General features: G+C 50.6%; 26 protein-coding genes and 1 tRNA gene. 14 read left to right on the forward strand and 13 right to left on the reverse strand.

Going from position 1 to position 24448, the window contains the following annotated elements; genetic code table 11:
- Window position 1 precedes the first annotated feature (1 nt).
- The gene (locus TREBR_RS07245; protein ID WP_013758541.1) at window positions 2–856 is read left to right on the forward strand and encodes a hypothetical protein; all 855 of its coding nucleotides are present in this window, start codon (window positions 2–4) and stop codon (window positions 854–856) included.
- A gap of 78 nt (window positions 857–934) precedes the next feature.
- Here the strand turns inward: TREBR_RS07245 and rnc are convergent, their stop codons facing one another.
- The 4 genes from rnc to coaD form a co-directional block, all read right to left on the reverse strand.
- Window positions 935–1666 carry a ribonuclease III gene (rnc, locus tag TREBR_RS07250; RefSeq protein WP_041610729.1) on the reverse strand — a complete coding sequence of 244 codons (732 nt, stop codon included), beginning with the start codon at window positions 1664–1666 and terminating at the stop codon, window positions 935–937.
- An 89-nt stretch (window positions 1667–1755) separates the two neighbouring features.
- Window positions 1756–1992 (reverse strand): acyl carrier protein, encoded by a 237-nt coding sequence (acpP, locus tag TREBR_RS07255; RefSeq protein WP_013758543.1) that lies wholly within the window; start codon window positions 1990–1992, stop codon window positions 1756–1758.
- A 13-nt stretch (window positions 1993–2005) separates the two neighbouring features.
- Complete coding sequence (gene rpmF, locus TREBR_RS14105) at window positions 2006–2191, reverse strand: 50S ribosomal protein L32 (RefSeq protein WP_013758544.1); 186 nt, start codon at window positions 2189–2191, stop codon at window positions 2006–2008.
- Window positions 2192–2343: 152 nt separating this feature from the next.
- On the reverse strand, window positions 2344–2823 hold the full coding sequence (gene coaD, locus TREBR_RS07260; protein ID WP_013758545.1) for a pantetheine-phosphate adenylyltransferase: 480 nt from the start codon (window positions 2821–2823) through the stop codon (window positions 2344–2346).
- A gap of 56 nt (window positions 2824–2879) precedes the next feature.
- On the opposite strand from coaD, the gene TREBR_RS07265 reads away from it, so the two are divergent.
- Both TREBR_RS07265 and TREBR_RS07270 read left to right on the forward strand, forming a co-directional pair.
- The gene (locus TREBR_RS07265; RefSeq protein WP_013758546.1) at window positions 2880–3461 is read left to right on the forward strand and encodes a hypothetical protein; all 582 of its coding nucleotides are present in this window, start codon (window positions 2880–2882) and stop codon (window positions 3459–3461) included.
- 62 nt (window positions 3462–3523) lie between these two features.
- Window positions 3524–4228, forward strand: a complete 705-nt coding sequence (locus TREBR_RS07270; RefSeq protein WP_013758547.1) for a HEAT repeat domain-containing protein — start codon at window positions 3524–3526, stop codon at window positions 4226–4228.
- Between the two features lie 49 nt (window positions 4229–4277).
- On the opposite strand, the gene TREBR_RS07275 is transcribed toward TREBR_RS07270, so the two are convergent.
- A tRNA-Arg gene (locus TREBR_RS07275) sits at window positions 4278–4351 on the reverse strand.
- A gap of 84 nt (window positions 4352–4435) precedes the next feature.
- Between TREBR_RS07275 and TREBR_RS07280 the strand changes: the two genes are divergently transcribed.
- From TREBR_RS07280 to TREBR_RS07320, 9 genes are all read left to right on the forward strand, one after another.
- The gene (locus TREBR_RS07280) at window positions 4436–5029 is read left to right on the forward strand and encodes a Maf family protein (protein WP_013758548.1); all 594 of its coding nucleotides are present in this window, start codon (window positions 4436–4438) and stop codon (window positions 5027–5029) included.
- Between the two features lie 159 nt (window positions 5030–5188).
- Window positions 5189–6055, forward strand: a complete 867-nt coding sequence (rpsB, locus tag TREBR_RS07285; protein WP_013758549.1) for a 30S ribosomal protein S2 — start codon at window positions 5189–5191, stop codon at window positions 6053–6055.
- A 157-nt stretch (window positions 6056–6212) separates the two neighbouring features.
- Complete coding sequence (gene tsf / locus TREBR_RS07290; RefSeq protein WP_013758550.1) at window positions 6213–7049, forward strand: translation elongation factor Ts; 837 nt, start codon at window positions 6213–6215, stop codon at window positions 7047–7049.
- A gap of 89 nt (window positions 7050–7138) precedes the next feature.
- Complete coding sequence (gene frr / locus TREBR_RS07295; protein WP_013758551.1) at window positions 7139–7690, forward strand: ribosome recycling factor; 552 nt, start codon at window positions 7139–7141, stop codon at window positions 7688–7690.
- Window positions 7690–8394 carry a polyprenyl diphosphate synthase gene (uppS, locus tag TREBR_RS07300; RefSeq protein ID WP_013758552.1) on the forward strand — a complete coding sequence of 235 codons (705 nt, stop codon included), beginning with the start codon at window positions 7690–7692 and terminating at the stop codon, window positions 8392–8394. The genes frr and uppS overlap by 1 nt, the downstream gene beginning before the upstream one ends.
- Before the next feature lie 12 nt (window positions 8395–8406).
- On the forward strand, window positions 8407–9267 hold the full coding sequence (locus TREBR_RS07305) for a phosphatidate cytidylyltransferase (RefSeq protein WP_013758553.1): 861 nt from the start codon (window positions 8407–8409) through the stop codon (window positions 9265–9267).
- 3 nt (window positions 9268–9270) lie between these two features.
- Entirely contained in the window at window positions 9271–10407 is a 1137-nt protein-coding gene (locus TREBR_RS07310; RefSeq protein WP_013758554.1) for a 1-deoxy-D-xylulose-5-phosphate reductoisomerase, read from the forward strand.
- Window positions 10404–11738, forward strand: a complete 1335-nt coding sequence (gene rseP, locus TREBR_RS07315; protein ID WP_013758555.1) for an RIP metalloprotease RseP — start codon at window positions 10404–10406, stop codon at window positions 11736–11738. The genes TREBR_RS07310 and rseP overlap by 4 nt, the downstream gene beginning before the upstream one ends.
- 8 nt (window positions 11739–11746) lie before the next feature.
- Window positions 11747–13672, forward strand: coding sequence for a WD40 repeat domain-containing protein (locus TREBR_RS07320; protein WP_013758556.1), 1926 nt, complete (start codon window positions 11747–11749; stop codon window positions 13670–13672).
- Window positions 13673–13826: 154 nt separating this feature from the next.
- Here the strand turns inward: TREBR_RS07320 and dnaB are convergent, their stop codons facing one another.
- The 5 genes from dnaB to rpsF form a co-directional block, all read right to left on the reverse strand.
- On the reverse strand, window positions 13827–15155 hold the full coding sequence (dnaB, locus tag TREBR_RS07325; RefSeq protein WP_013758557.1) for a replicative DNA helicase: 1329 nt from the start codon (window positions 15153–15155) through the stop codon (window positions 13827–13829).
- Window positions 15156–15158: 3 nt separating this feature from the next.
- Entirely contained in the window at window positions 15159–15704 is a 546-nt protein-coding gene (rplI, locus tag TREBR_RS07330) for a 50S ribosomal protein L9 (protein WP_013758558.1), read from the reverse strand.
- 93 nt (window positions 15705–15797) lie between these two features.
- Complete coding sequence (gene rpsR / locus TREBR_RS07335) at window positions 15798–16061, reverse strand: 30S ribosomal protein S18 (protein ID WP_425358334.1); 264 nt, start codon at window positions 16059–16061, stop codon at window positions 15798–15800.
- Window positions 16062–16148: 87 nt separating this feature from the next.
- The gene (gene ssb / locus TREBR_RS07340) at window positions 16149–16658 is read right to left on the reverse strand and encodes a single-stranded DNA-binding protein (protein WP_013758560.1); all 510 of its coding nucleotides are present in this window, start codon (window positions 16656–16658) and stop codon (window positions 16149–16151) included.
- 21 nt (window positions 16659–16679) lie between these two features.
- A complete protein-coding gene (gene rpsF / locus TREBR_RS07345; protein ID WP_013758561.1) occupies window positions 16680–16961 on the reverse strand; it encodes a 30S ribosomal protein S6 in 282 nt (93 codons plus the stop codon).
- Between the two features lie 200 nt (window positions 16962–17161).
- On the opposite strand from rpsF, the gene leuS reads away from it, so the two are divergent.
- Window positions 17162–19825 carry a leucine--tRNA ligase gene (gene leuS, locus TREBR_RS07355; RefSeq protein ID WP_013758562.1) on the forward strand — a complete coding sequence of 888 codons (2664 nt, stop codon included), beginning with the start codon at window positions 17162–17164 and terminating at the stop codon, window positions 19823–19825.
- Window positions 19826–19853: 28 nt separating this feature from the next.
- Window positions 19854–20816: a cation diffusion facilitator family transporter gene (locus TREBR_RS07360; RefSeq protein ID WP_013758563.1), complete on the forward strand. Its 963-nt coding sequence runs from the start codon at window positions 19854–19856 to the stop codon at window positions 20814–20816.
- A gap of 81 nt (window positions 20817–20897) precedes the next feature.
- Here the strand turns inward: TREBR_RS07360 and TREBR_RS07365 are convergent, their stop codons facing one another.
- The 3 genes from TREBR_RS07365 to TREBR_RS07375 form a co-directional block, all read right to left on the reverse strand.
- Entirely contained in the window at window positions 20898–21755 is an 858-nt protein-coding gene (locus TREBR_RS07365) for a M15 family metallopeptidase (protein ID WP_013758564.1), read from the reverse strand.
- A gap of 4 nt (window positions 21756–21759) precedes the next feature.
- A complete protein-coding gene (locus TREBR_RS07370) occupies window positions 21760–22086 on the reverse strand; it encodes an STAS domain-containing protein (RefSeq protein ID WP_013758565.1) in 327 nt (108 codons plus the stop codon).
- 218 nt (window positions 22087–22304) lie between these two features.
- On the reverse strand, window positions 22305–24446 hold the full coding sequence (locus TREBR_RS07375) for a PP2C family protein-serine/threonine phosphatase (protein WP_013758566.1): 2142 nt from the start codon (window positions 24444–24446) through the stop codon (window positions 22305–22307).
- Between the last annotated feature and the right edge of the window lie 2 nt (window positions 24447–24448).

Here is a 24448-nt window from a genome sequence, read left to right on the forward strand (position 1 = left end):
CATGAAACGAACACACCCTTTATGCGCGATCATTCTTTGCGCACTTGCCGCAGCTCAGATTCAAGTGCAGGCACAGACTCGGGAAGCTTTTCCGGAATCCGCTGAACCGGCGCCGGTTCAGCTTTCGCCGCCGGCAGCTGACGGCTCGGAAGCCCCCGCCCGAAGCACGACGTCCGGCTTTCCGGCTATCGTAAACAAACCGTTCATCGTTTTCAATGAAGGCGTTACGGGCGCCTGGGTTACCCGCGTAATCACGCAGAGCGGCAGAAGTAATTTCGTATTCCGGGACTTTCTCGGCGGAGCTTTTTTAACACTTGAAACGAAGAATATGGAACCGCTCGACAGCATGGTGCGGCTTTCCGTTTACTATCCGCTGTCGTACTCGTTCAACAAACACCCGCAGGTATCAAAAAACATGTTCAATTTTGCGTTCGATTTGTTCGCCGCACCGGTTTTCCAGCTGAATATGTGGAATTTCGTCCGGTTCAATTTGGCGCCCGGCTTGCATTTTCTGTACCAGATGGGCGACCGCTGGAACTATATCGATTTGGGAATCGGCGGCATGGCCGGGGTGGAAATGCCGATCGCCCGGCGGTGGACGCTCAAAATAAACGGCTACCTTTCGTTCGATTACGGCAACTTCGGCACGAACCGCGACATGGAACCGTACGATTACGTGTGGCAGTATCAGCTTGATCTGGGAATCCGCTACAGCAAAAAAGCGCCGAATCGGTATTCCTACATTCCGTCGAAACGGACAGACGCGGATGATTTGGCTGATCAGCTGCTGAAAGAACGGGAAAAACAGGCAAAAAAGGAAGCGAAAGCCGCGTCAAAAGCGGAAAAATCGAACTGACGGAAACAGTCCCGCTCCTGAGGCGGAGCATCGACCTGTAGACAGATAGCCGCCGTATTGCGGACCATCGCCTTAAACTCAGCAGTCGCCGCCCTCCACCGCTTCCCAGGCAAGCCGGGCGGCGGACTGTTCGGCCTCTTTTTTATTTTTGCCGCTCGCGGGGCCGTAGGTAACGCTGTGCAGATGAACGGACACCCAAAAAGTTCGGTCGTGATCAGGCCCCGTCCGCTTTACCAATTCGTATACCGGACATTCCTTATATTTTTTCTGATAAAATTCCTGCAGCAGCGTTTTATAGTCGCGGTGATGCTTGTTCTGCAGCACTTTCTGAATTTCGGGCACGATCAGTTCAAGCACCAGTTTTTCCGCGGCGGAATATCCGGAATCGAGATAATAAGCGCCGATTACGGCTTCCACCGCATCGGCAAGAATGGCCTTTTTCGTCCTGCCGCCGGAAAGTTCTTCGCCCTTGCCCAGCACCAGACACGAATCGACACCGATTTCAAGCGCAATCGGCGCAAGCGTCATTTCGGACACGACGACCGATTTTATGCGTGCAAGATCGCCTTCCGGGCGTTCCAGCATCGACTCGTACAGGTACGTCGCCGTCGCCATGCCCAGCACCGCGTCTCCCAAAAATTCCAGCCGCTCGTTGTTGTACCGGGTATTTGCGCCTTCGTTGGAGTACGAACGGTGATGAAACGCCAAATCAAGCAGCTGCAGGTCGTTAAAATGAACGGAAATTGCACGCTCGAAATCGAGCAGTTGATTTCTGCGCGCTGCGGAGAGAGTCGAATCTTTGAAAAATATATCTTTTACGTTTTTAAACATCGCTTTAAAACGAAACAAGGTCTGTCCTAATTTTTTTTAGACAGACCTTTGTTCTCCAGCACGAAACGTTATGCCTGCTGTGATTTTATGAAATCGTAAGCGTCTCTTACCGTTTCAAATTCGTTCGCTTTTTCATCGGGAATCTTCACACCCATTTCTTCTTCGATAGCGTAAACCAGTTCGTAGGTGTCAAGGCTATCCGCACCCAAATCCTGGCGGAAAGAAGAATCAAGCGAGACTTTCGCCGCATCGATTTCCAGTTTTTCAGCAATCAGCTTCTGGATCTTGTTAAACAATTCGTCCATTGTTTTCTCCTGTTTAGTTGCTTTCCGGTGTAATCACCTGGCGACCGCGATAAAATCCGCATTTCGGACATACGCGGTGCTGCATTATCAAGTTGCCGCAATTGCCGCACTCGACGAGCTGGGGCGCAACCAACTTCATGTTGATCCCCCGTCTTCTCCGAGTACGAGCTTTCGACGTTTTCGCTCTGGGTACTGCCATATATTTAACCTCGCTATATAATTTGTTATGAATATAACAGATTAAGAATACAACATTTTCCCTTAGCCTGTCAATGCATTATAACATTTTTTAAAGTTTTGTCAAATATAAAATCACATTTTTTGTAAAAATGTCATAAAAAAAATGAAATATTATTTGGAAAACTTACGTTCAAGCGCGCGCGCAACCGATTCCGGAACCATGGCCGACACGTCGCCGCCGAAAGAAGCCAGTTCCTTTATCGAACTCGATTTCAGCACGAAAAAGCGCGGTTCGGTCGGCATGAAAATGGTTTCAAGATCGGAAGCCAGCGCCTTGTTCATCAAGGATAAATCGAATTCGTACGAAAAATCACTCACGTTGCGAATCCCGCGCAGCAATACGCGCGCGCCGAGCGTTTTCGCATATTCGACGATCAGCGTATCGCACGTGTGCACGCTTACGTTGTCCCAATGGGCGGTAAGTTTTTGCAGCAGGGCAACGCGCTCTTCCGCCGAAAATAAATATCTTTTTTCTTTATTAACCGCAACGACGACGTGTATTTCACTGAAAATGGTACGGGCACGCTCGATTATATTCAGATGTCCGAACGTCGGCGGATCAAAAGATCCCGGAAAAACAGCTGTTATCATACGTTTCCAAAGTATTACATTTGACGAAAAAGGTAAAGAGTTGTAAAATAGAAAATATGAAGAAATTTGGAATATTCCTGCCGGCGGCTGCCGCGCTTATCCCCTTTTTCGGTTGTCTTTCAACGGACTCGGTTCCCGAAACGGAACCGACGTACGTCGTCGTTTCACAAACCGAACCCGAACAGGAAACGCATCCTGCCGAACAGACTGAGGACGATGAATACATCCGCTCAGTCAGCGCGCTCGCACAGGAAGAACAGGTTTCAAAAGACACCTTTGAAGATGATAAAAAAACGATTCTCAAAACCATACAGGATCTTGAAACGATCATGAAAAACGGCGACTATCAGGCGTGGCTGTCTCTGGTGAGTCCAGCCTCCATCGCGTATTGGAAAAATCCCCTGAATTTGAAAGAAGTGTCATCCCGTCTGCCGGTCAAGGGCTTCCAGATAAAAAGTATGGAAGATTATTTCAAATTCATATTCATTCCGTCCCGGCAGGGACGCGTCGTTGATGAAATCCGGTATATTTCGGGTACGTCCGTCAAAGCCGTGCAGGTGCAGGACAATACGGATATCATTTATTACTATTTTGAAAAAATAGACGATGAATGGTTTCTTTCATTGGACAGATTATAACATTGATTTTTTACCCGACATGAGATATACTGAATGGAATCTGAGAGTATCAGGAGGAAATGATGAAAACAGTCAGAGTTGCAGCAGCCGTATGTGCCGGTCTGTTTTGCATGAACTTGTTTGCGCAGCAGCAGCAGGTAACACGGAAAACTGAAACAACTGTTGAAGAAGAATATCTGAGCAACGTGGAGGATGTCATCATCCGGGAATTATCGCAGGCGGAAGACCGCGACAATAAATTCGTATCACTGCAATATATTGAAAACGCACTCGCAGCCGGCAGAACGAGCCCTGATATTCAGACCGCACTGGAATCGCTTGCCGGTGAAGGCATTACGACGCAGTCGCGAACGAACGGCCGGCTCATGAACAACTTTCCCGACGTGCGCACGAAAGCGTGCGAACTGCTGGGCCAGCTTCCCACGGAAGAATCAAAAACCACATTGGTAAAAATCGCGCTTGCGGACAACGAACCGATGGTCGTAACGGCGGCGATCCGTTCTTTGGGCGACATCGGCATCAATTCAAACGACGAAGTCGTTTCAACGATCGCATGGGCTCAGAAAAAATTCGCCGTTTTGAATCCCACGAGCAGCCTCGCGCTTGAAATTCTGTTCGCGTACGAAAAACTCGCTCCGACCGTACAGGATAAAGGACCGATGATTCAGTCAATATCTTCAATCGCGTCGAATTACACGTATGCTACGCCCGTCAGGACGAAAGCGCTCGACTTGCTGAAAACGTTGACCGGACAGGCGTCCCGTTAACGGCAAAACAAAAAGGACATCCTAAAAGGATGTCCTTAGTTTATGGGAACGAGAGATACAGGATTCGAACCTGCCACCTTCGCCTCCGGAGGGCGACGCTCTATCCAAATGAGCTAATCTCTCACGCGGTTATTAGGATATAGATAATTACCTTCAATGTCAAGTAATAAACGGCGTACAGTACAAAAATAAACTAAGGAAGTTCATATGGAACCTATAATACTTGCATCGGGTTCACCTCGAAGGCAAGAAATATTGAAAATGATGGGAATCCCGTTTCAGGTCATCATTCCCGACGTAGACGAATCGGACACGGGAGACATGGAACTTGAACTCATACCAGAATTCCTCGCTTCAAAAAAAGTCGAGTACGTGACAAAAGTCCTGCCGCCGGAACAGGAAGTACCGTGGATTTTAGGTGCCGACACGCTTACCATTCTTGACGGAAAAACATACGGCAAACCTGCGGACACGGACGAAGCAACGCGTTTTTTGGAAACGTTTTCGGGAAAAACGCAAACCGTCGTTACGTCACTCGCCTTATACAACGGGAATCTGCATTTTCTGAGTACCCGAACGTGTAAAACGCTCGTAACGTTCACGGAACTTTCAAAAGAAGAAATAGACTGGTACCTTTCGACCGGTGAGTGGCATAACGCAGCCGGCGGCTACCGCATACAAGGGCTTGCCTCGTATTTTATCCGTAAAATAGAAGGAACGAACAGCGCCGTCGTCGGCTTGCCACTTTTTGAATTATATGATATGTTAAAGGAGCAAGGTTATTCCCTTATCGGTGATTAAACGCACGGTACGGGAAAACGGTGCCGGAAAACCGTACGGATTGTGTGTCCGCCGGTTTATCCGATCTTCCGGGCGCAAAACGAACTTTTTGTCCGTTTTGCCAACGAGAATCAGAGTCAGGTGGAAAAACGATCCGTTTTTCCGGTGAAGGAGTATCTCATGGCAGTAGTAACCATGAAGAGTCTGCTTGAGTCAGGTGTACATTTCGGACATCAGGTCAAGCGTTGGGATCCCCGCATGAAAAAATATATTTTTGCGGAAAGAAACGGGATTCATATTATCGATTTGCAGAAAACGATCGTTTCCATTAAGGAAGCGTACGAAGCGGTCCGCAAAGTAACCGTTGCCGGCAAATCCGTACTGTTCGTCGGTACAAAAAAACAGGCGCAGCAGGCTATCGCCAAAGAAGCGGAACGCTGCGGCATGTATTATGTAAACAATCGCTGGCTCGGCGGTATGCTTACCAACTTTTCAACCATCAAAAAGTCGCTGCTCCGTTTGAAAAAACTTGAAAAAATGGAAATCGACGGTACGTTTGAAAATCTTACCAAAAAAGAAATCGCATCCATTCAGAAAGAGAAAAGCAAACTTGAAAAGAACCTGGGCGGTATTAAAGAAATGAAAGATCTGCCCGGTATCATTTTCATCATCGATACGCACAAGGAACAGATCGCGGTAGCGGAAGCACGCCGCATGGGCATTCCGATCGTTGCGGTAGTCGATACCAACTGCAATCCTGAAGGAATCGACTACCCCATTCCCGGCAACGACGACGCTATCCGCGCAATCAGCCTGTTCACTCAGGTTATTGCGAACGCGGTTATCGACGCCGACAACGAAACGGGCTTGAAGATTATCGAAAATCTGCAGGATGACGAAGACGAAGTAACGACGGACGCCGCCGTAAAATCGGAAGAAGAAGAAATCATCGATTACAGCAATTACACACCGACCGAACCTAAAGAAGAAGACGAAGAAGCTTCCGAAGATACCGAATTGGTCGATGAGGATAAATTGTATAAATAAACTCAAACAGGGGACAAGAATCGTCCGGGATTTTTTCGGACGAATCCCTTGGTTCGAGCGTGAGTTTTACCGTGCACAAGCACGGTAAAGCCGACGGAATAACGGGGATGAGACGAATATCCTCGGTATCCCCATGCCTATAATTCTGGAGATATAAATGGAAATCAAAGCATCAGATGTAAAAGCGCTGCGTGAAAAAACCGGCGCCGGTATGATGGAATGCAAAAAAGCGCTGACGGAAACGAACGGAGACGCTGCCGCTGCGGAAAAATTGTTAAAAGAGAAAGGTCTTGCCGCCGTTGAAAAACGTGCGGGACGCACGACCAGCGAAGGCCGCGTTTTCATAAAAATCGAAGGCAAAAAAGCGGTTATCTGCGAATTGACCTGCGAAACGGACTTTGTCGCAAAGAACGAAGATTTTATCAAAATCGGAAACGATATCGCTGCGAAGGCGCTTGCCAAAGGGTTTACCTCCGTAAACGAAGAATTGTCGGGAATGCTGCTCGATCTGGCGACTAAAATCCGTGAAAACATGTCTCTGCGCCGCCTGGAAATCATCGATATTCCCGAAAACGCGGCCGTTTCAAGCTACGTTCACAGCGACGGTAAAACGGGCGTCGTCGTCGTATTGGCAGCCGATTCGGCGGCCGGCACGTCAAACGCGGAAGTGCAGGAATTCGCACACGACTGCTGTCTGCACATCGCGGCGTTCCTCCCCGCATACATTAAACGCGACGATGTCGACGCGGCGTATATCGCCGAACAGACGGAAATTTTTACCAAACAGGTTGCCGAACTCGATAAACCTGAAAACGTAAAGGAAGGTATCGTTCAAGGAAAAATCAACAAACATCTTGCGGAAATCTGTTTCCTTGATCAGCCGTTCGTCAAAGACGATAAAGTTTCCGTTGCAAAAAAGATGGAAGCAGTTGCAAAAGACGCCGGTACGAAATTGTCCCTGGCAAAAGTAGTAACGTATCAGTTGGGTGCGTAACGCACGCAGCGGACGGATACGGGACGGACGAAACGCTTCGTTTAACCGCCCCCGTCCGCCCGTACGTTTTTTTATATCAGGAGTTTACAATGGCAGAAAACGATAAAAGCATTGCCCGCATGGAAAAAACGATTGCGGCGTTAAAAGATGATTTTAAGACACTCCGGACCGGCCGCGCTTCCGCGGCGATTTTTGATAAAGTCCGCGTCGACTATTACGGTACGCCTACTCCGCTGAATCAGGTCTCAACGATTTCGGTTCCCGAAGCGCGTTCAATCGTCATTCAGCCCTTTGATAAATCGCTGATCGGCGAAATTGAAAAAGCGATTCAGAAATCGGAACTGGGACTGAACCCGTCGAACGACGGCAAAGTGATCCGCATCGCCATTCCGCCGTTAACGGCGGACCGCCGCAAGGAACTGGTAAAACAGGCGAAAGCGACGGCGGAAAACAGCCGCGTCGCCATCCGTAATATCCGCCGCGACGGAAACGACGATCTGAAAAAACAGCAGAAAGACGGCTCGCTTACCGAAGACGGTTTAAAAACGGCGGAAACGGAACTCCAGAAATCAACCGATAAATTCATTCAGGATATAAATAAGATTCTTGAAGAAAAAGAAAAAGAAATAATGGAAGGCTGATGACCGCAGCAATCGATATGCATACCGTTCCCGCCCACATCGGCATTATCATGGACGGGAACGGCCGCTGGGCAAAAAAAAGAAATTTACCGCGTACGTTCGGCCATAAAGAAGGGCTCGAAACCGCAAAAAAAATAGTTGCCGCCGCCGCCCGAATCGGCGTCAAATACGTAACGCTTTATACGTTCTCTACCGAAAATTGGAAACGCACACAAGAAGAAGTCGGTTTTCTCATGAACCTCATACAGACCCATTTGCGGGGTGAATTTGAGTTTTATAAGAAAAACGGAATCAGAATACGCCATCTGGGCGACGTAAGCGGCTTACCTGAAAATATCAGCAAAGAAATCCTGCTTGCCGAATCGGATACGGAACAGTTCACCGGTCTGACGGTCGTTTTGGCGATAAATTACGGCGGCAGAGACGAACTTATCAGAGCGTTCAAAAAATTTGCCGAAACTCGCAGCGCTAAGGACGTTACGCCGGAAGCATTGACGGAATTCTGCGATATACCGGAATTGCCTGACGCCGATTTGATTATCAGAACCGGCGGAGAAAAACGACTGAGCAATTTTTTGATGTGGCATTCGGCCTACGCGGAGTTGGTGTTTACCGACACGCTTTGGCCGGATTATACGGAGCGGGAATTTCACGACGCGATCGCAGAATACCGGAGCAGAAACAGACGCTTCGGCGGAATCTGACAGAGGTAAAATATGAGTAAAATCGTACAACGTTTATTGACTTTCTTCGTCGGCATTCCGTTAGTATTGCTTATCGTGTACGTTCCGTTCCGGCAGCATATCATACTGCACGCGGCGCTCATCATCGTAGCGACGCTGTCTTCCGTTGAAATTTATCATCTGCTGCGATTGAAATCACCGATGCAGCCGATGGTACCGGTCGTACTGCTTTCGGCAGTCATTCCGGTAATCGCCCTCGTTTGTGCGCTCACCGGCTTAACGTTTGAATTGACGACGTTCGCGTTTATCATCGCTTTTATGATTTTGCTGGTTCTGGAAATATTCGTTCCGGCAAAAAGTCGGGAAAACGACACTGAAATCTTTGCCGACTCAAATAAACGGATAACAGGTTCGCTGTTCGTACTGCTGTACGGCGGGTATCTGCTCACGTTCGTGTCGCGCATGACGCGGCTGCCGTACGCGACGCAGTATATTACGGTATTTTTAGTAATGGTGTTCATCTGCGATTCGTTCGCATGGCTGTTCGGCATGTTGTTCGGCACAAACAACCGGGGATTCGTCAAGGCGAGTCCCAATAAAAGCATCGCGGGATTCGTCGGCGGTATCTGCGGATCCATGCTGGCAGGCGCCGCGGGATGGTTTTGCTGGCCGGAAATATTTACCGGTTCCGTCGTCAAAATGCTCGTACTCGGTTTTACCGTCGCCGTAACGGCTATTCTCGGAGATCTGGCGGAATCGGTGTTCAAACGATCCGCGCAATGCAAAGATTCAGGCAACTTGATACCGGGACGGGGCGGAATTCTCGATTCCGTCGATTCGATACTGCTGACCGCTCCCGTTTTTTATCTTTTATCGACGGTCATGTTCAGGTAGCGTATGAAAAAAAGGGTTCTCGTCCTCGGCTGCACCGGTTCCATCGGCACCAGCACACTCGATATCATCCGCGAATTTCCGGATCGTTTTGAAGCGGCGGGACTTACCGCGCATACGGCGGCCGGGAAACTGAAAGCGCTTGCGGCAGAGTTCAAATGCCCGGCACTCCTCACCGGTCCGGCGACGGAAGCCGAAACGGAGCACTTTATCCGTTCAAGCGGAGCGGACGTCGCGGTAAACGGAATCGCCGGCTCGGCGGGATTGAAGCCGTCGGTCATGGTTTTGAACGCCGGCATCGATTTGGCGCTTGCAAACAAGGAAACGATCGTTATGGCCGGCCCGCTCGTTATCCGATTGGCCGAAGAAAACGGCTGCGCGCTGCTGCCGGTCGATTCGGAACATTCGGCGATATTCAATTTGATACGGCATTACGGTGCCGATTCAGTATCGGAAATCATACTGACGGCGTCCGGCGGACCTTTCAGATGCGTCCCTGCGGACGAACTTCCGTCGGTAACCGCCGCACAAGCGCTCCGCCATCCGACGTGGGATATGGGACAAAAGATTACGATCGATTCCGCGACGCTTGCCAATAAGGGACTTGAAGTCATAGAGGCGTGCCGGCTTTTCGGTTTTCCGCCCGAACGGGTAAAAGTGACCGTTCACCCGCAAAGTCTCGTGCATTCGCTCGTCAAAACGAACGACGGCGTGCTGTACGCGCAGATTTCGCATCCGGACATGCGGCATCCCATTTTAAGCGCGCTGACCTGGCCGGAAACCGTCCCGAATTCGCTTGAACCGTTCGATATCACCTGCCTGAACGCCGGCGCCGACGGCAAAGAAATAACCATGACGTTCGCCGCTCCCCGGCTGAACGATTTTCCGATGCTGCCGCTCGCGTATGAAGCGGCAGCGAAAGGCGGTTCGTATACGATCGCGTACAACGCCGCGAACGAAGTCGCCGCCCTCGCCTTTCTGCAGGGAAAAGCCGCGTTCCGCGATATAGACCGCATAACCGCACGGGTTATGCAAAAAGACTGGAGTACGCCGCCTGTTACCATTGCCGACGTATTTTTGTTTGATTCACAGGCGCGTTCGTATGCGGAACAATTGCTGACGGCGTCCGGAGGTTCTGATTGACTATCGTATGGGGAATTCTCTGTCTCGGATTCATCGTGTTCATTCACGAATTGGGACATTTTATAGTTGCAAGAATGTGCGGCGTGACCGTAGAGAGTTTTTCCATCGGAATGGGTCCCGTTCTGCTTCACAAAACGATCAACGGCACCGACTACCGACTTTCGCTGCTGCCGGTCGGCGGTTACTGCGGCATGAAAGGCGACACCGCATTCAAAGACGCTTTGGAACAGAACCTTCTGGAAATTCCTGCCGAATCGGACGGATTTTATGCGAATCCGGTCAAGCGAGCGCTCATCGCGTTTGCAGGACCGTTCATGAATCTGCTGTTCGCCGTCGCCGCGTTTACCGTTATCGCCCTCACCGGCTACACGTATTATTCCGCCGACAGCCGCATTATTCTGGCAACGGAATTATACGCCGACACGCCGTCCGCCGCACGGGAAGCGGGACTGAAAACAGGCGACCGGATTCTGAGCATAAACGGAAAGCCCGTTGAAACGTTTTCCGACATATCGGAACTCATCGGAACAAATCCGCGCAAAACGGTTGAAATCAGCGTACAGCGCGGCAACGAGCGGCTGTCGTTTACGGCGACGACCGATATGGACACGGACAGCGGGCTGGGCAAGCTCGGCGTCATGAATTGGGTCGACCCGATCGTCAGCGGAATCGAAACGGACAGTCCCGCAGCCGAAGCCGGCTTGCAGCCGGGAGACCGAATTACGGCGGTAAACGGCAGCCCCGTTTTCAATACCGTCGATTTGCAGAAAACCCTGCCCTCAGGCGACAGCGCGGCCGTTTCGTACGTGCGCGGCGAGACCGAAGCCGTCTGCACTCTCACCGTTCCGGCGGAGGCTTCCGCAGGGCTTCGTTTTTCGGTGCCTGCGCACGAAGCGCAGCGATATTCGTTCTTTCCGGCTATCGGACGCGGCGTCGCCGAAACGGGAAATCTTATCGCACTGACATTTAAAAGCATCGGACTGCTGTTCCAAGGCGTCGACGTAACGCAGGCAGTTTCCGGCCCGGTACGCATCACCGTCATGCTCGGCGACACGGTAAAAAGCGGATTTGAAGCCGGATTCCGCGCGGGTCTGGTCAGTACGCTGAATTTTTTGGCGCTCATCAGCATTTCATTGTGCATCATGAATTTGCTGCCGATTCCGATTTTGGACGGCGGCATCATTCTGTTCGCAATCATCGAACTGCTGCGGAAAAAACAGATCCGGCCGAAAATCATTTATTACATACAATTCGCAGGCGTTGCTTTTATCGTACTTTTATTCGGAGTGGCCCTGTTCAGTGACATACGCTACGTTTTAGCAGGATTTTGAGGTATCATATGAAATTGAAATCAACGTTCAAAAAAGCAATCTGTATCGGTACGCTCGCCGCGGCCGTTTCACTCGCAGCGGCATCGTCGCATATTTCGACTCAATCGCATCAGGCAGCCGTTTCCGCTCTGGCCGTAAATAAAACGGATCAATCTTTTTTTACCGCGGGAAACGACGGTTTTTTGATCAAATGGACGAACGACGGACTGGGAGAACATTATCAGCTTTCCGAACTTGAAATAAGATTGGTTGCACTCCATCCGAACGGAACCGATATCGCCGTATACGAAACCGACGGCTATTCCGTACACCGCGTGTCCGTCTGGAACTGGCAGACACTGACGCGGAAGTTCGTAAAAACCTTTGAAAACACGGTAACGGCGCTTTCCTTTACCGCGAAAGGCACCCTGCTCGCCGTGGGAACGGCGACGGTAAACGGCGTCGTGTATTTAAATCCGCAGCGAGGCACCGTCGTATCCAAAATCAAGGAACCGACCGGCATCGTCAACATGATACACGGCAGTTCGTCGGAAAAAAGCGCCGTCATGTATTCTCCGGCGGGACATTTGACGTATTACGATATGACGAAAGGAACGCGAAAAACTCGGTTTCAGACGGAACAGCAGCTGGAACAAGTCGTGCTGTTCAGCAGCAGCCTGTTTTGTGCAGGCGTAAAAAACAATCAGATCCACATTATAGACGCACTGAACGGCAACATCGTCGCCCGGATAGCCGCAAAATCACCGATGCTGTTCAACAGTCCCGATGAAGCGGTTTTATACTACACGGAATTCGACGGGCGAACGTACACGCTCAAAATGATCGCCTCCGAACTTTCCGAAACGGGCGCGCAGATTCAGTCGCCGGTAACCGTCAAAAGTTTTACCGGCCCGCGCGGCAAAGACGCCGTTACCAGTGTGGCCAAAAGCGGCGAAACGCTGATTCTTGCCACAAAAACGGGAAACGTATACACGACGGACAGTCTGCCCTCGGCGAATACCCTGGCACTCGTACCGCTTACCGACAATATGTATGACAAAATATACGATATTGCGGCGATCAGCGACGATTTTTACTGTCTGACGTCGAATTCGATTTTCAAGACATCGTACGATACGGGCATCGTCGAAACGGTCGGCAGCAACAACGGATATACGAATCTGATTCCGTATGAGAACGGTTTGATTTTATGGACAAAAGGAACGCGCAAGGAAATTGCGTTTATGGATCTGGAAACGAAAGCGGTCAAATCCCTTTTTACTCCGCAAACGTACGTCCAGATGCTCCGCCTTTTCAACGATAAACTGATTTTTATTGAAGGAAACACCGCCGTCAATCTGTACGATATTACGGGCGGCACGCAGAGCAAACTCTACACGGGAACCGGTCTGCAGGACGCCGTTTTATACAACGATACGGATCTGTTCGTTGCAAAGTCGGCGTCGAGCAATCCGCGGTCGCCGCTTATCAACGTAAACACGCAGACAAAGGAAACCGTCATGCTGCCGGTCAGCGGGAACGTCGCGTTTTCCCTCAGCTACGACGCTGCGGCCGAAAACGCTCCCATATACGGTATCAACGTTTCCACCGCCGCAGCCGGAACAAAAACGACGATTTTTGCGTATTATCCGGCGCGCAAAACAGTTGCGTCCATCATGATGATTTCGGACGAAGATACGGATGCGTTCACGTCACTATACGGTTCGATACTCTACACGAATATCGGACGCGACCAGATCCGTTCATACGACGTCAAAACGCGCCGGGAAGTACAGCTGAACCGTTCGGCATCCCTGCCGCTTAAAATAACACGGAACGAAAAACGCGTCGCCGTTTTGAACCGCGACGGAAGCATTTCCTGGTACAATCCCGGAAGCGGAACGGTGCTTGCAGACTGGTACATGACCGTAGACGGCATGTGGTTTGAATTCTGAAAAATCAGGTATTGAATCCCGCCGAAGTATAAATATCCGGCGGCGCATTCTTTGTCGAACGGCGGCATAACCGCAGCCTCAATCGGCCCCAACCCTCAGCCACAGAAACGGCGGCATAACCGCAGCCGGTTTCAAGCTGTACGCGGATGGCGGCTCATTCCGCGCGATTTTCGAATTTCGTGTATGAAGGAATGAACATGATATCGACGGAACCGATGGGACCGTTGCGCTGTTTGGCGAGCACGAGTCTGGTTTCAAGCGCGGCGCCCGCTTCAAGCGATTCCGCCTGCTTACGGTCGCGGTGAATGAACATGACGACGTCCGCATCCTGTTCTATCGAGCCCGATTCGCGCAAGTCGGCCAAAGTCGGTTCTTTCCCTTCACTGTCGCGGCGCACTTGAGAAAGCGCCACTACCGGTATGTCCAATTCACGGGCCAAACTTTTGAGCGACCGCGAAATTTCGGCAATCTGTTCGTGACGGGGAATCGTCGTATTTTCGCTGGTGATCAGCGTGATATAGTCGATAAAAATGATTTCAACGTGATGAACCGTCCGCATCCGGCGCGCCATAGCGCGTAGATCGAGCAGTTTCATGTTCGGACTGTCCACAATGTAAAACGGCGCTTCGTAGCAGCGGCCGGCAGCTTCCTGCAATTTCTGAAAATCGTCGAGTTTCAGCATACCCGTCCGCAGTTTCTGAGCCGGAATGCGGGCTTCCTGCGACAGCAGACGCTGTCCGATCTGCTGATACGACATTTCAAGCGAAAAGAAACCGGTCGGAATTTTTTTTTCAATGGAAATATATTGCGCCATAGACAAGGCCATCGCCGTCTTACCCATTGAAGGACGCGCGCCGATGATGATCAATTCAGACTTTTGAAAACCGCTCGTCATGGAATCAAGTTCCGTCAAACCGCTGGGCACGCCGGTATACGCGTCGCGGTTTTTATAATGCATTTCGATCATCTCGATCGTTTTCGGAACCAGATCGACCATCGATTTGATATCCTGAGCCTGATTCAAATCAGTCAGGGAAAAAATCTTGTTTTGAGCTTCTTCCAGCACCGCACGGCTTTCTTTGGTTTCATCGTGCGATTCGGCGGTAATTTGGGAAGATATCTTGATAAGTTCGCGCCTGATGGACTGATCGAGTACGATTTTAGCGTAATACTCGACGTTCGCGCTCGTAGGAACGGTGTCCGTCAGTGACGAAATATAGGCCGTACCGCCGGCCGCGTCCAACTGGCCGGTCGAACGCAATTCTTCCGTAAGCGTCAATAAATCGCCGTGCTGCCCCTTATTGAACAGGGAAAGCATCGCCGTAAAAATAACTTGATTTTGCAGTGAATAAAAACGATCCGGACGGAGAAAACTGATTACCGTGCTGACCGCGCCCCAATCAAGGAGTAACGCCCCCAAAGTCGCCTGTTCGGCTTCCAGATTATGCGGCGGAATTTTGTCCTTGAGAGACGCGGCCGGCATAGCTTATTCAGCCTGAGTATTTTCTGAAGTTTCGGCGGGCGCGGCTTCTTCTTTCGCCGCAGTTTCTTCTTTTGCCGCGGATTCAGCGGCTTTGGCAGCTTCTTCCTGGGATCTTACCAGAATCACCATTTCAGCCGACGCAGTTTCATACAGGCGGATGACCGCATGATATTTACCGACGCTCTTGATGGTTACGCCGGGGATTTCGATACGTTTGCGTTCGATTTCAAAACCGTTTTTCTGCAGTTCGTCGGCAACCGTCTGGTTGGTAACGGCGCCGTACAGCTTGCCGTTTGAACCGGCGGGCATCGCCAATTCAATGGTAAACGCTTCCAATTTTTCTTTGATACCGGCGGCATCGCGGCGTTTGGCGGCTTTGCGGTTTTCTATTTCTTCCTTGCGGTTTTCAAAATATGCAACGGTCACGTCGTTGAACGGCAGTGCCAAATTGCGCGGAAACAAATAGTTGCGCGCGTATCCGTTCGCAACGACTTTTACGTCACCTTCTTCACCGAGGTGTTTGACATCCTGATTAAGAATTACTTTCATTTTCAAGCTCCTTGTGCGTACGCACTTGTGTCTGCGGATCGGACGGCGTCACCGGGAGTCGGCTCGCCGCTGATTTCCTGTCGATAAAAATACTCAGTCCGCCACGAACGGCAGCAGACAAATGGCGCGCGCGCGTTTGATTTCAAGCGCGAGCCGGCGCTGATGTTTCGCGCAGGTACCGGTAATGCGGCGCGGCAGAATCTTTCCGCGTTCCGTCGTGTAACGGCGCAGCGCGTCGGCGTCTTTGTAATCGATTTTTGCTTTCTGTGCACAGAAACGGCACACCTTCTTGCGGAAAAAAGTTTTTCCCTTCGAGCGGGGTGCGCGTTCATCCGCGTCGCGCATAACGTCCTGCATCTGCACATCAGGTGTCGTATCGATATCTTTCATTGCTTCGTCTGACATAATAAAGTCTCCTGTAAAAAATGTTTAACCGTTTTATGATTAAAACGGAATGTCTTCAGGGAAAGAATCCGTGCCGCCGCCGTACGACGGTGCGTCGTACGGTTCGCTTTCGTATCCGCCCTGAGGAGCCGGCGATTCGTAATTGTTCCGGGACTGATAGGAAGAAGGTCTGGATTGATTCGAGCTATACCCCCCGGCTGACTGACCGCCGCCGTTTCCGCTCGGATTACCGCCTAAAAGCTGGACATTGTTCGCGGCAATAACGACTTTACTGCGCGGCTGTCCGTCCTGTTCCCATCTGTCCTGACGCAATTCGCCGTCGATGGCGACCTGCTTACCTTTTAAAAGGTACGGTTTCAGGTTTTCAGCGGATTTCCCGTAAAGGTTTATATCGAAGAAACTCGCTTCGTCAACCCACTGATCGCCGTTTTTTCGTCTGCGGTTAACAGCTATGGAAAAATTTGAAATAGCGAAACCGCCGGATGTGTATTTTAACTCAGCATCACGGGTAAGTCTTCCAATTAACGTTACATGATTCAAATCAGCCATAACTGCCTCCTATATTGAAAACTATTCGTCGATTTTAACGAACATGAACTTGAGCAAGTTCGTGTTCAATTTGAACTGACGGTCTACTTCTACGATCTTGGCAGGATTCGCCTTGATGATCAGCAGAAGAAAACGTCCGCGATTCTGCTTTTTAACTTCATAGCACAAATCACGGTCGCCGTAGGGCTCTTCCTTTTCGATCTCAACGCCGAATTCACCCAACGTTGCACGCACCGCGTCGAGCCCTGTCTTGTACTTATCTTCCTCTGTAGGAAAGATAGTCATAAGTTCATACTTTCTCATGTTATCTCCTTATGGTCATATCGGAAACGGAATATCCGTTCCAAGGGGTTTTTACATAATAGCTGAAAACGGGAAAAGAATCAAGCCGCATCAAAACGGCTGCCGGCGCCGTCTTGTAAAAGGAACCGTTCCGTGGTATACTGCATAAAAGCCGCAAGCCGGCTTTATTTATTATAATATAAGAAAACCGAGGCACAAATATGGCAAAATATCCTTTTGAGACCATCGAACCGAAATGGCAGGCATATTGGGAAAAAAACAAAACGTTCAAAGTAACCGAAGACATGAAATTCGAACCGTCGAAGCGCACGTACGTGCTCGACATGTTTCCCTATCCGTCGGCACAAGGGCTTCATGTCGGACATCCGGAAGGATACACGGCGACGGATATCTATTGCCGTTATTTGCGCATGAACGGGTACAACGTGCTGCACCCGATGGGATACGACGCGTTCGGACTGCCCGCCGAAAACTACGCGATTAAAACGGGAACGCATCCGGCGGCAACGACGAACGCAAATATAGAACACTTCACCCAGCAGATAAAAGCGCTCGGTTTTTCATACGATTGGGATCGCTGCGTTTCGACCTGCACGCCCGATTACTATCATTGGACGCAGTGGATTTTCCTGCAATTATATAAGAAAGGACTCGCGTACGAAGCGGAAACGCCGATAAACTGGTGTCCCAGTTGTCTGACCGGACTCGCGAACGAAGAAGTTAAAGAAGGCCGCTGCGACCGCTGCGGTGCGGCGGTGAGCCGCAAGACGATCCGGCAGTGGATACTGAGAATTACCGCCTACGCGGATCGCCTGCTTGAAGACCTCGACAGCTTGGACTGGCCCGAATCCGTCAAACTTATGCAGAAAAACTGGATCGGGAAAAGCGAAGGAGCCGAAGTATCGTTTAAAATCGCGGCTCCCGACGGCAGCGCGACGGAAGACGAACTGCTCGTTTACACCACCCGCGCCGACACGCTCCACGGCGCAACGTATATGGTCATCGCGCCGGAACACACTCTCGTCTCAAGGCTGACGACTGCCGCACAGAAAGCGGCGGTGGACGCGTACGTCGACGCGGCGGCCAAAAAAAGCGACCTTGAACGGACGGATCTTGCCAAAGACAAAACCGGCGTGTTTACCGGTTCCTACGCGGTCAATCCGGTGAACGGCGACAAAATTCCGATATGGATTTCCGATTACATATTGATTTCGTACGGAACCGGCGCCATTATGGCCGTTCCCGCCCACGACGAACGGGACTGGGCTTTCGCCCGAAAATTCGATTTACCCATACGCAAAGTCGTCGCTTCAAAAGAAGAAATCGCCTCTTTGGCGGACGGAAACGAAGCCGAAGGAGCGTGCAGACTGACCCGAGCGGCGGCCGACGCGGCGGCATACGAAGCGTTGGTAAAAGCGCATCCGGACGTGTTCAACACGGCGGCTGAATGTACGGCCGCCGACGGATATACGATAAACAGCGGCACGTTCACCGGTATGCCGACTGCGCGGACGATTCCCGCCATGATCGAATGGCTTACGCGCGACGGTATCGGAAAAAAAGCCGTCAACTACAAACTGCGCGACTGGGTGTTCAGCCGCCAGCGCTATTGGGGAGAGCCGATGCCGCTCGTACACTGCCAAAAATGCGGCTGCGTTCCGCTTGACGAAAAAGATTTGCCGCTGCTGCTGCCCGACGTCAAAACGTATCAGCCGACCGGAACGGGCGAAAGTCCGCTCGCCGGCATCGACGAATGGGTAAACTGCACCTGCCCGAAATGCGGCGGAAAAGCGAAACGGGAAACGAACACCATGCCGCAGTGGGCCGGTTCGTGCTGGTATTACCTGCGATACCTCGATCCGCATAATACGAAAGAATTCGCTTCGCAGGATGCCGTAAAATACTGGATGCCGGTCGATCTGTACGTAGGAGGCGCCGAACACGCCGTTCTGCACCTGCTTTACGCTCGCTTCTGGCATAAAGTGTTATACGATTTGGGACTGGTACAGACAAAAGAACCGTTCCAGCGGCTCGTCAATCAGGGCATGATTACATCCTTTGCATTCCAGCGCAAAAACAAAACGCTGGTCGCAACAGACGCAGTAACGGAAACGGAAAGCGGCGTATTCGTAGAAACGGCGACCGGTGAAAAATTGGAACGCGTGATTGCGAAAATGTCGAAATCACTGAAAAACGTCGTCAATCCCGACGACGTCATAAAAGAATACGGCGCCGATTCGGTGCGTATGTATGAAATGTTCATGGGGCCGCTTGAAGTCTCCAAGCCGTGGAACACGCAAGGACTGATCGGCATAAACCGGTTTCTCGAAAAAATCTGGGCCGTTTCCGAAAAATCGATCGTCGATATTCCCGTAGACGGTGAATTAGACAAAGAGTTCACCGCACTGCGCAAGACATTCCATAAAACCGTAAAAAAAGTTACGGAAGACACCGCCGCCCTCAATTTTAACACGGCGATCAGCCAAATGATGATCTTTATTAACGAAGCGGCAAAGATTGAATCATTGCCGCGCGCAATATGGAGTGATTTCGTAAAACTGCTCTCCGTATACGCGCCGCACATCGGCGAAGAGCTGTGGGAAAAACTGGGGCACGATACCACGATTGCATACGAACCGTGGCCCGTTTATAACGAAGCGTTCTGCACCGACGACACGTGTACGATCGTCGTTCAGGTCAACGGTAAAAAGCGCGACGAGTTCTCGGCTGCGATCGATACGGACAAAGCTGTTCTTGAAAAAACGGCGATGGAAACGGACGGTGCGAAACGTTTTACGGAAGGCAAAGTACCGGTAAAAGTCATCGTCGTGCCGAACAAATTGGTCAACATAGTCGTAAAATAAACGACTTCGCACCCAAAGGAAATAGGGAATGAACACGCATACCGATGCGGACAGGACGAAACTGATAAACATCGCCGGCTGGATAGCGTTAGGCGGAAATCTGGTTTTGGCAATATTGAAAGTAGTCATCGGAACCGTGTCCGGCAGTCTTGCCGTTCTGGGAGACGGAATAGACTCCGCAACGGACGTCGCGATCGCCTGCATGACACTGGTTATCGGCAGAATTATAACCCGCCCGTCCGATACGGACCATCCGTGGGGACACGGCAGGGCCGAAACGACGGCGACGATGGTCGTCGCGTTTATCATTTTTTATGCAGGCGTACAATTGGTGCTCTCGGCCGCTCGGCAGCTGTACGGATGTGTGTTCGGAAACGCCTCGATTGAACCGGTCGGCTCGCTCGCACTGCTCGTTACGGCAGTTTCGGTCGTCGGAAAACTGTTTTTGTCATGGAGCCAATTTTCTCTCGGCAAAAAAGCCGGCAGCGCGATGGTGCTGGCAAACGCACAGAACATGCGGAACGATATCGTCATATCGGCGTCAGTCCTGATAGGCTTGGGAGCCGCAAAAATATGCAGCGTACCGGCGATCGATCCGCTGGTCGCGCTGCTCGTCGGTCTGTGGGTGTTAAAAAACGCGGCGAAACTGTTCATGCAGATGAACATGGAACTGATGGACGGCAATCAGGACAAAGCGCTGTATGAAACGCTTTTTACGGCTATCAGATCGGTTCCCGGCGTATCGAATCCGCACCGCGCCCGCATCCGAAAAATCGCGTCCCGCTGGGATATAGACATCGATATAGAAGTCGATGCGAAACTGTCGGTACACGCCGCGCATGAAATTGCCGAACGGGTGGAAATGGCCGTTCGCCGGGCGATTCCCGACGTGTACGATATAATGGTACACGTGGAACCTGCAGGACACACGCTGCACCATCCGCATGAAGAGTACGGGTTAAGCGAATCTGATCTGAAAGAAAACAAATAAGCAATCCGCGGAGGCAAGCTACGAAAACGCATCGAGCTACGCGGAAGCGCGTCAGTCAATCCGTGGAGGTGCGTGTAAAAATCAGCCGATAGAATCGGAATCGGCGCGCCAGGCGTCTATGAATTCCAGCATAAACTGCTGAATATTTGAAAACCATTTCCGCTGAAATTCAACGGCCGGAACGCCGACGTACCGAAAATGCCAGCACTCCCAGCGGTAACCGGTCACGTCTTCGTATCCCTGCGGAAAAGACAGCGACCAGCCGAAACGCGCGGCGTTCGCATCAAGCCAGCGCCCGGCGGCGGTTTCGGCAAACTCATCCGAAATGGAACCGAAATCCACGACGGCGCCCAACTGATGCTGACTCGTGCCGGGCGCGGCGGATTCGCGATCGGCGGCCTCTTTTCCCATTTCACGGACGTTCCGCGCGTACACGATTTCCTGATATGCGTACGAACGGTACGTGGAACTGGCGAGCAGCGTGATTCCGTCCGCTTTCGCCGCGTCCGCCATAAGTACGAGCGCGGCTTCCGCCGGTTTGCGCAACGCCAGATCACCGCGGCTTATCGCGTAATGAGGATTTTTTACAAGCGGAACGATATCGGCGGGTGCGTAATCGGCAGCCAGAAAATGTTTTTTATCCACCAGACGCAGAAGATCGTACGTATCCGCTGCCAGAACGGCGTGCAGATCGGCCAGAAATTCGCCGGGATCACCGTTGCGGATTCCCTGCTGCGTCCGTTCGGGAAGCGCCGCAAGTACGCGCTGCAATTTCTGCAATTCGGGAGACAGCGATTGCGTACCCGAATCGGCGGAAACCACCGGATCGGGCTGATCCGCCGGCGCCGGTACACGGGATTCTCCGGCAGACCGGAATTTTGAACAGGACACGAACATCGGTATACAAATCAGAAATAAAACGGCGGCAGATATTTTCATACGGCTACAGAACCTCGGTAACCGTGTGAATTATATGAAAATCGTCGGTAAACCCCGTTGAATCAATCGCTTTTTGCGCACCGTTCGACGGGCGCATGATATACAGCGTATGATTGAACTGTTCGGCATCGTTGAACGCACCCAAAATGACGCTCAGCCCGGAAGAATCGATCGAAACCACTTCGGACAAATCGAGAACCAGATTCGTTTCCTTGATCAGCGCGTACGCTTTCTGCTGGAATTCCGTAAAGCTGTATGAATCGATAACGCCGGAAACTTCCAGAAGCGCATAATTGGCGCCCCGTTTTTCCTGTATTTTCAATTGTTCCATAAAAACTCCCATAAAAAGTCAATGAGGAAACGTCAATTTCCGATTTGACTTTTTACGCAGCTTCGCAACAAAGTGAGAAGCTGCACTTGATAAGAAAGTTTGCAACGCAAACTTATAAAAGATAAAAACCGACGATATTGTGGGCGGTTTTTATCTTACACTCCTTTAAAAGCCGGCGGAGAACGCCGGACCCCCTCCGCACCGACCGGGGGCAATCCTTATCTGTTCAAATATTTTATGACCAGAATACTGATATCGTCTTCAAGCTCTTTCGACGTAAAAGACTGCAAATTCTGATACGTAAACTGGGCCATTTTATCCGACGTATACATCAGGTTTTCAGTGATGGCTTTTTGGATACGATCCTTGCCGAACGTTTCTCCGCGCAACGAATGCGACTCGATCAAACCGGCCGTACAGGCGACGATTATATCGCCCGCGTTCAGTTTTACCTTTTTAATCTTGAGCAGTCTGTCGATATTTTTGACGAATCCCAAAACCCGGCCTTCGCCCTGAATCTCGATAACGTTGTTATACGCCTGCGTATACAAAAACAGCGCGGGTACGCCGCAGTTTATATAATACATCGTATTGTCCCTGAAATCAATCAAGCCGAAAACTCCCGCAAAAAAAGTACCTTTCGGCAGATTGAAACGGATAAACGAGTTTACTTTCTGAACGAGTTCTTTGAAATCTTTCGTTTCCGCAAGGAACGTCCTGATAATCGACTTCAAAATGACCATGGACATACTGGCGGTGATTCCCTTACCGCTGAGCGCACCGAGAACGAAAATATGCCGCTCGTCCGTCAGCCTGATAAAATCGATAAACTCGCCGCCGATATTGTGAGCGGGAACCATCAGATATCCCGCGTCGACTTTCGGATTTTTGATAAAATCCATATTTTCCTGAATGGATCGGATGATCTGTTCCGACATCTGGATTTCGCGGTTTACCGTACCGACGACCGATTCGTTCGCTACGCTGCGCATATAATAACCGACGACGAAAAAATACGGATACAGTTTGGAAAACACGGAAAAATCGTATTCCGTGTAAATATTGCCCAAACGTTTTTCAGCCAGCAATATCATCCCAAAAATATGCCGGCCTTCGACGAGCAGAATACATACTTCCGAGTGCGTTTTATTGAACAGGTCAGTCATCTCCGCTTTGACACCGGCAAGTGAATGCTGAATTTCAAGCTGATTTTTGAAAACGACCGTCCGGTTCATATTCAGCAGGATATCGAACGCAGCGCCGGAAGCGGGAACGGACAATGATTTGCCGGAAGAACTGTACGCCGTTTCAAATTCCGCAGACCCTGAAAGCATCAGAATATCGAGTGCGGACGTTCCTATTTTTTCGGCAAACAGTGCGTTCAGTCTGCCGGTTACTTCGTCGAGTCCCTCGTTATAATTCAGCGAAGCCAAATCCTTTTCAAACTGTTTTTCATACATAACGTTGAGAGACGAATTTTTCTGCTTAAAATATTTTTTTACGTAAACCGCAAAAAACAGCATCAGGGCCGAAACGAGCAGCACGAGTATCGCGTACGCCGCGGGGCGCCCGGAACGGAAACGGAGCAGCAGCGCGACGCCCGCTCCGCACAGCAGCGCCGGCAGGATAAACGAAAACAGCACTTGCATCGACTTTTGTACCATATATTTGAAATCGAACAGTACGTTGACCCGTATGGATCTGTACAGCACCAGCATATACGCCGTAAAGCAGAACGGATACAGAACGATAAACACGGGAATGAAAGTCGCCGCAAACTCAAGCACCGCGCCGACGACTTCCAGAACCGCCACCGCCGCGATGTTGAACATCATTTTCTGCCGGTTAAGCGGCGATTTCCTGTTTTCGGAACACAGCAGCATCGACAACACCGCGATTCCCGGCAGCGCGTACAGATACAGGTATTTATACAGCTGCATCCAGGTAAACGGCAGGCCGGCCGTTATTTTTGCCGAAACGACGGTAAGCCCTTCCGTCAGCGAAACCGTAACCGACTCGACGTGCGCGAACACCAGATAAACGGCGAACACCATGAAAACGATTTTGACGAACTGCAGGAATCCGGATTTTTTGAACGACGGAAACCGTATGCAGTAAAAACAACTCTGCACCAGAAACAGCGCGATGAGCGCCAATTCCACTTTGGACAGGAACAGCCATATTTTCGGATTGTCGTAATACGGCATCAGCAGCAGGATCGACTGAAAAAACACACTGACGACCAGCAGCAGAATGCTGTTTATGAATTCGTCGTTGCGCTTTTCAAACATTTTATCCACGTGAAACGAAAACCAGAGCAGGAAACCGGTGAGCAGGATGTTCAAACAAAAATAAATCATAT

This window comes from Treponema brennaborense DSM 12168, from assembly GCF_000212415.1.
Lineage (GTDB): Bacteria > Spirochaetota > Spirochaetia > Treponematales > Treponemataceae > Treponema_F > Treponema_F brennaborense.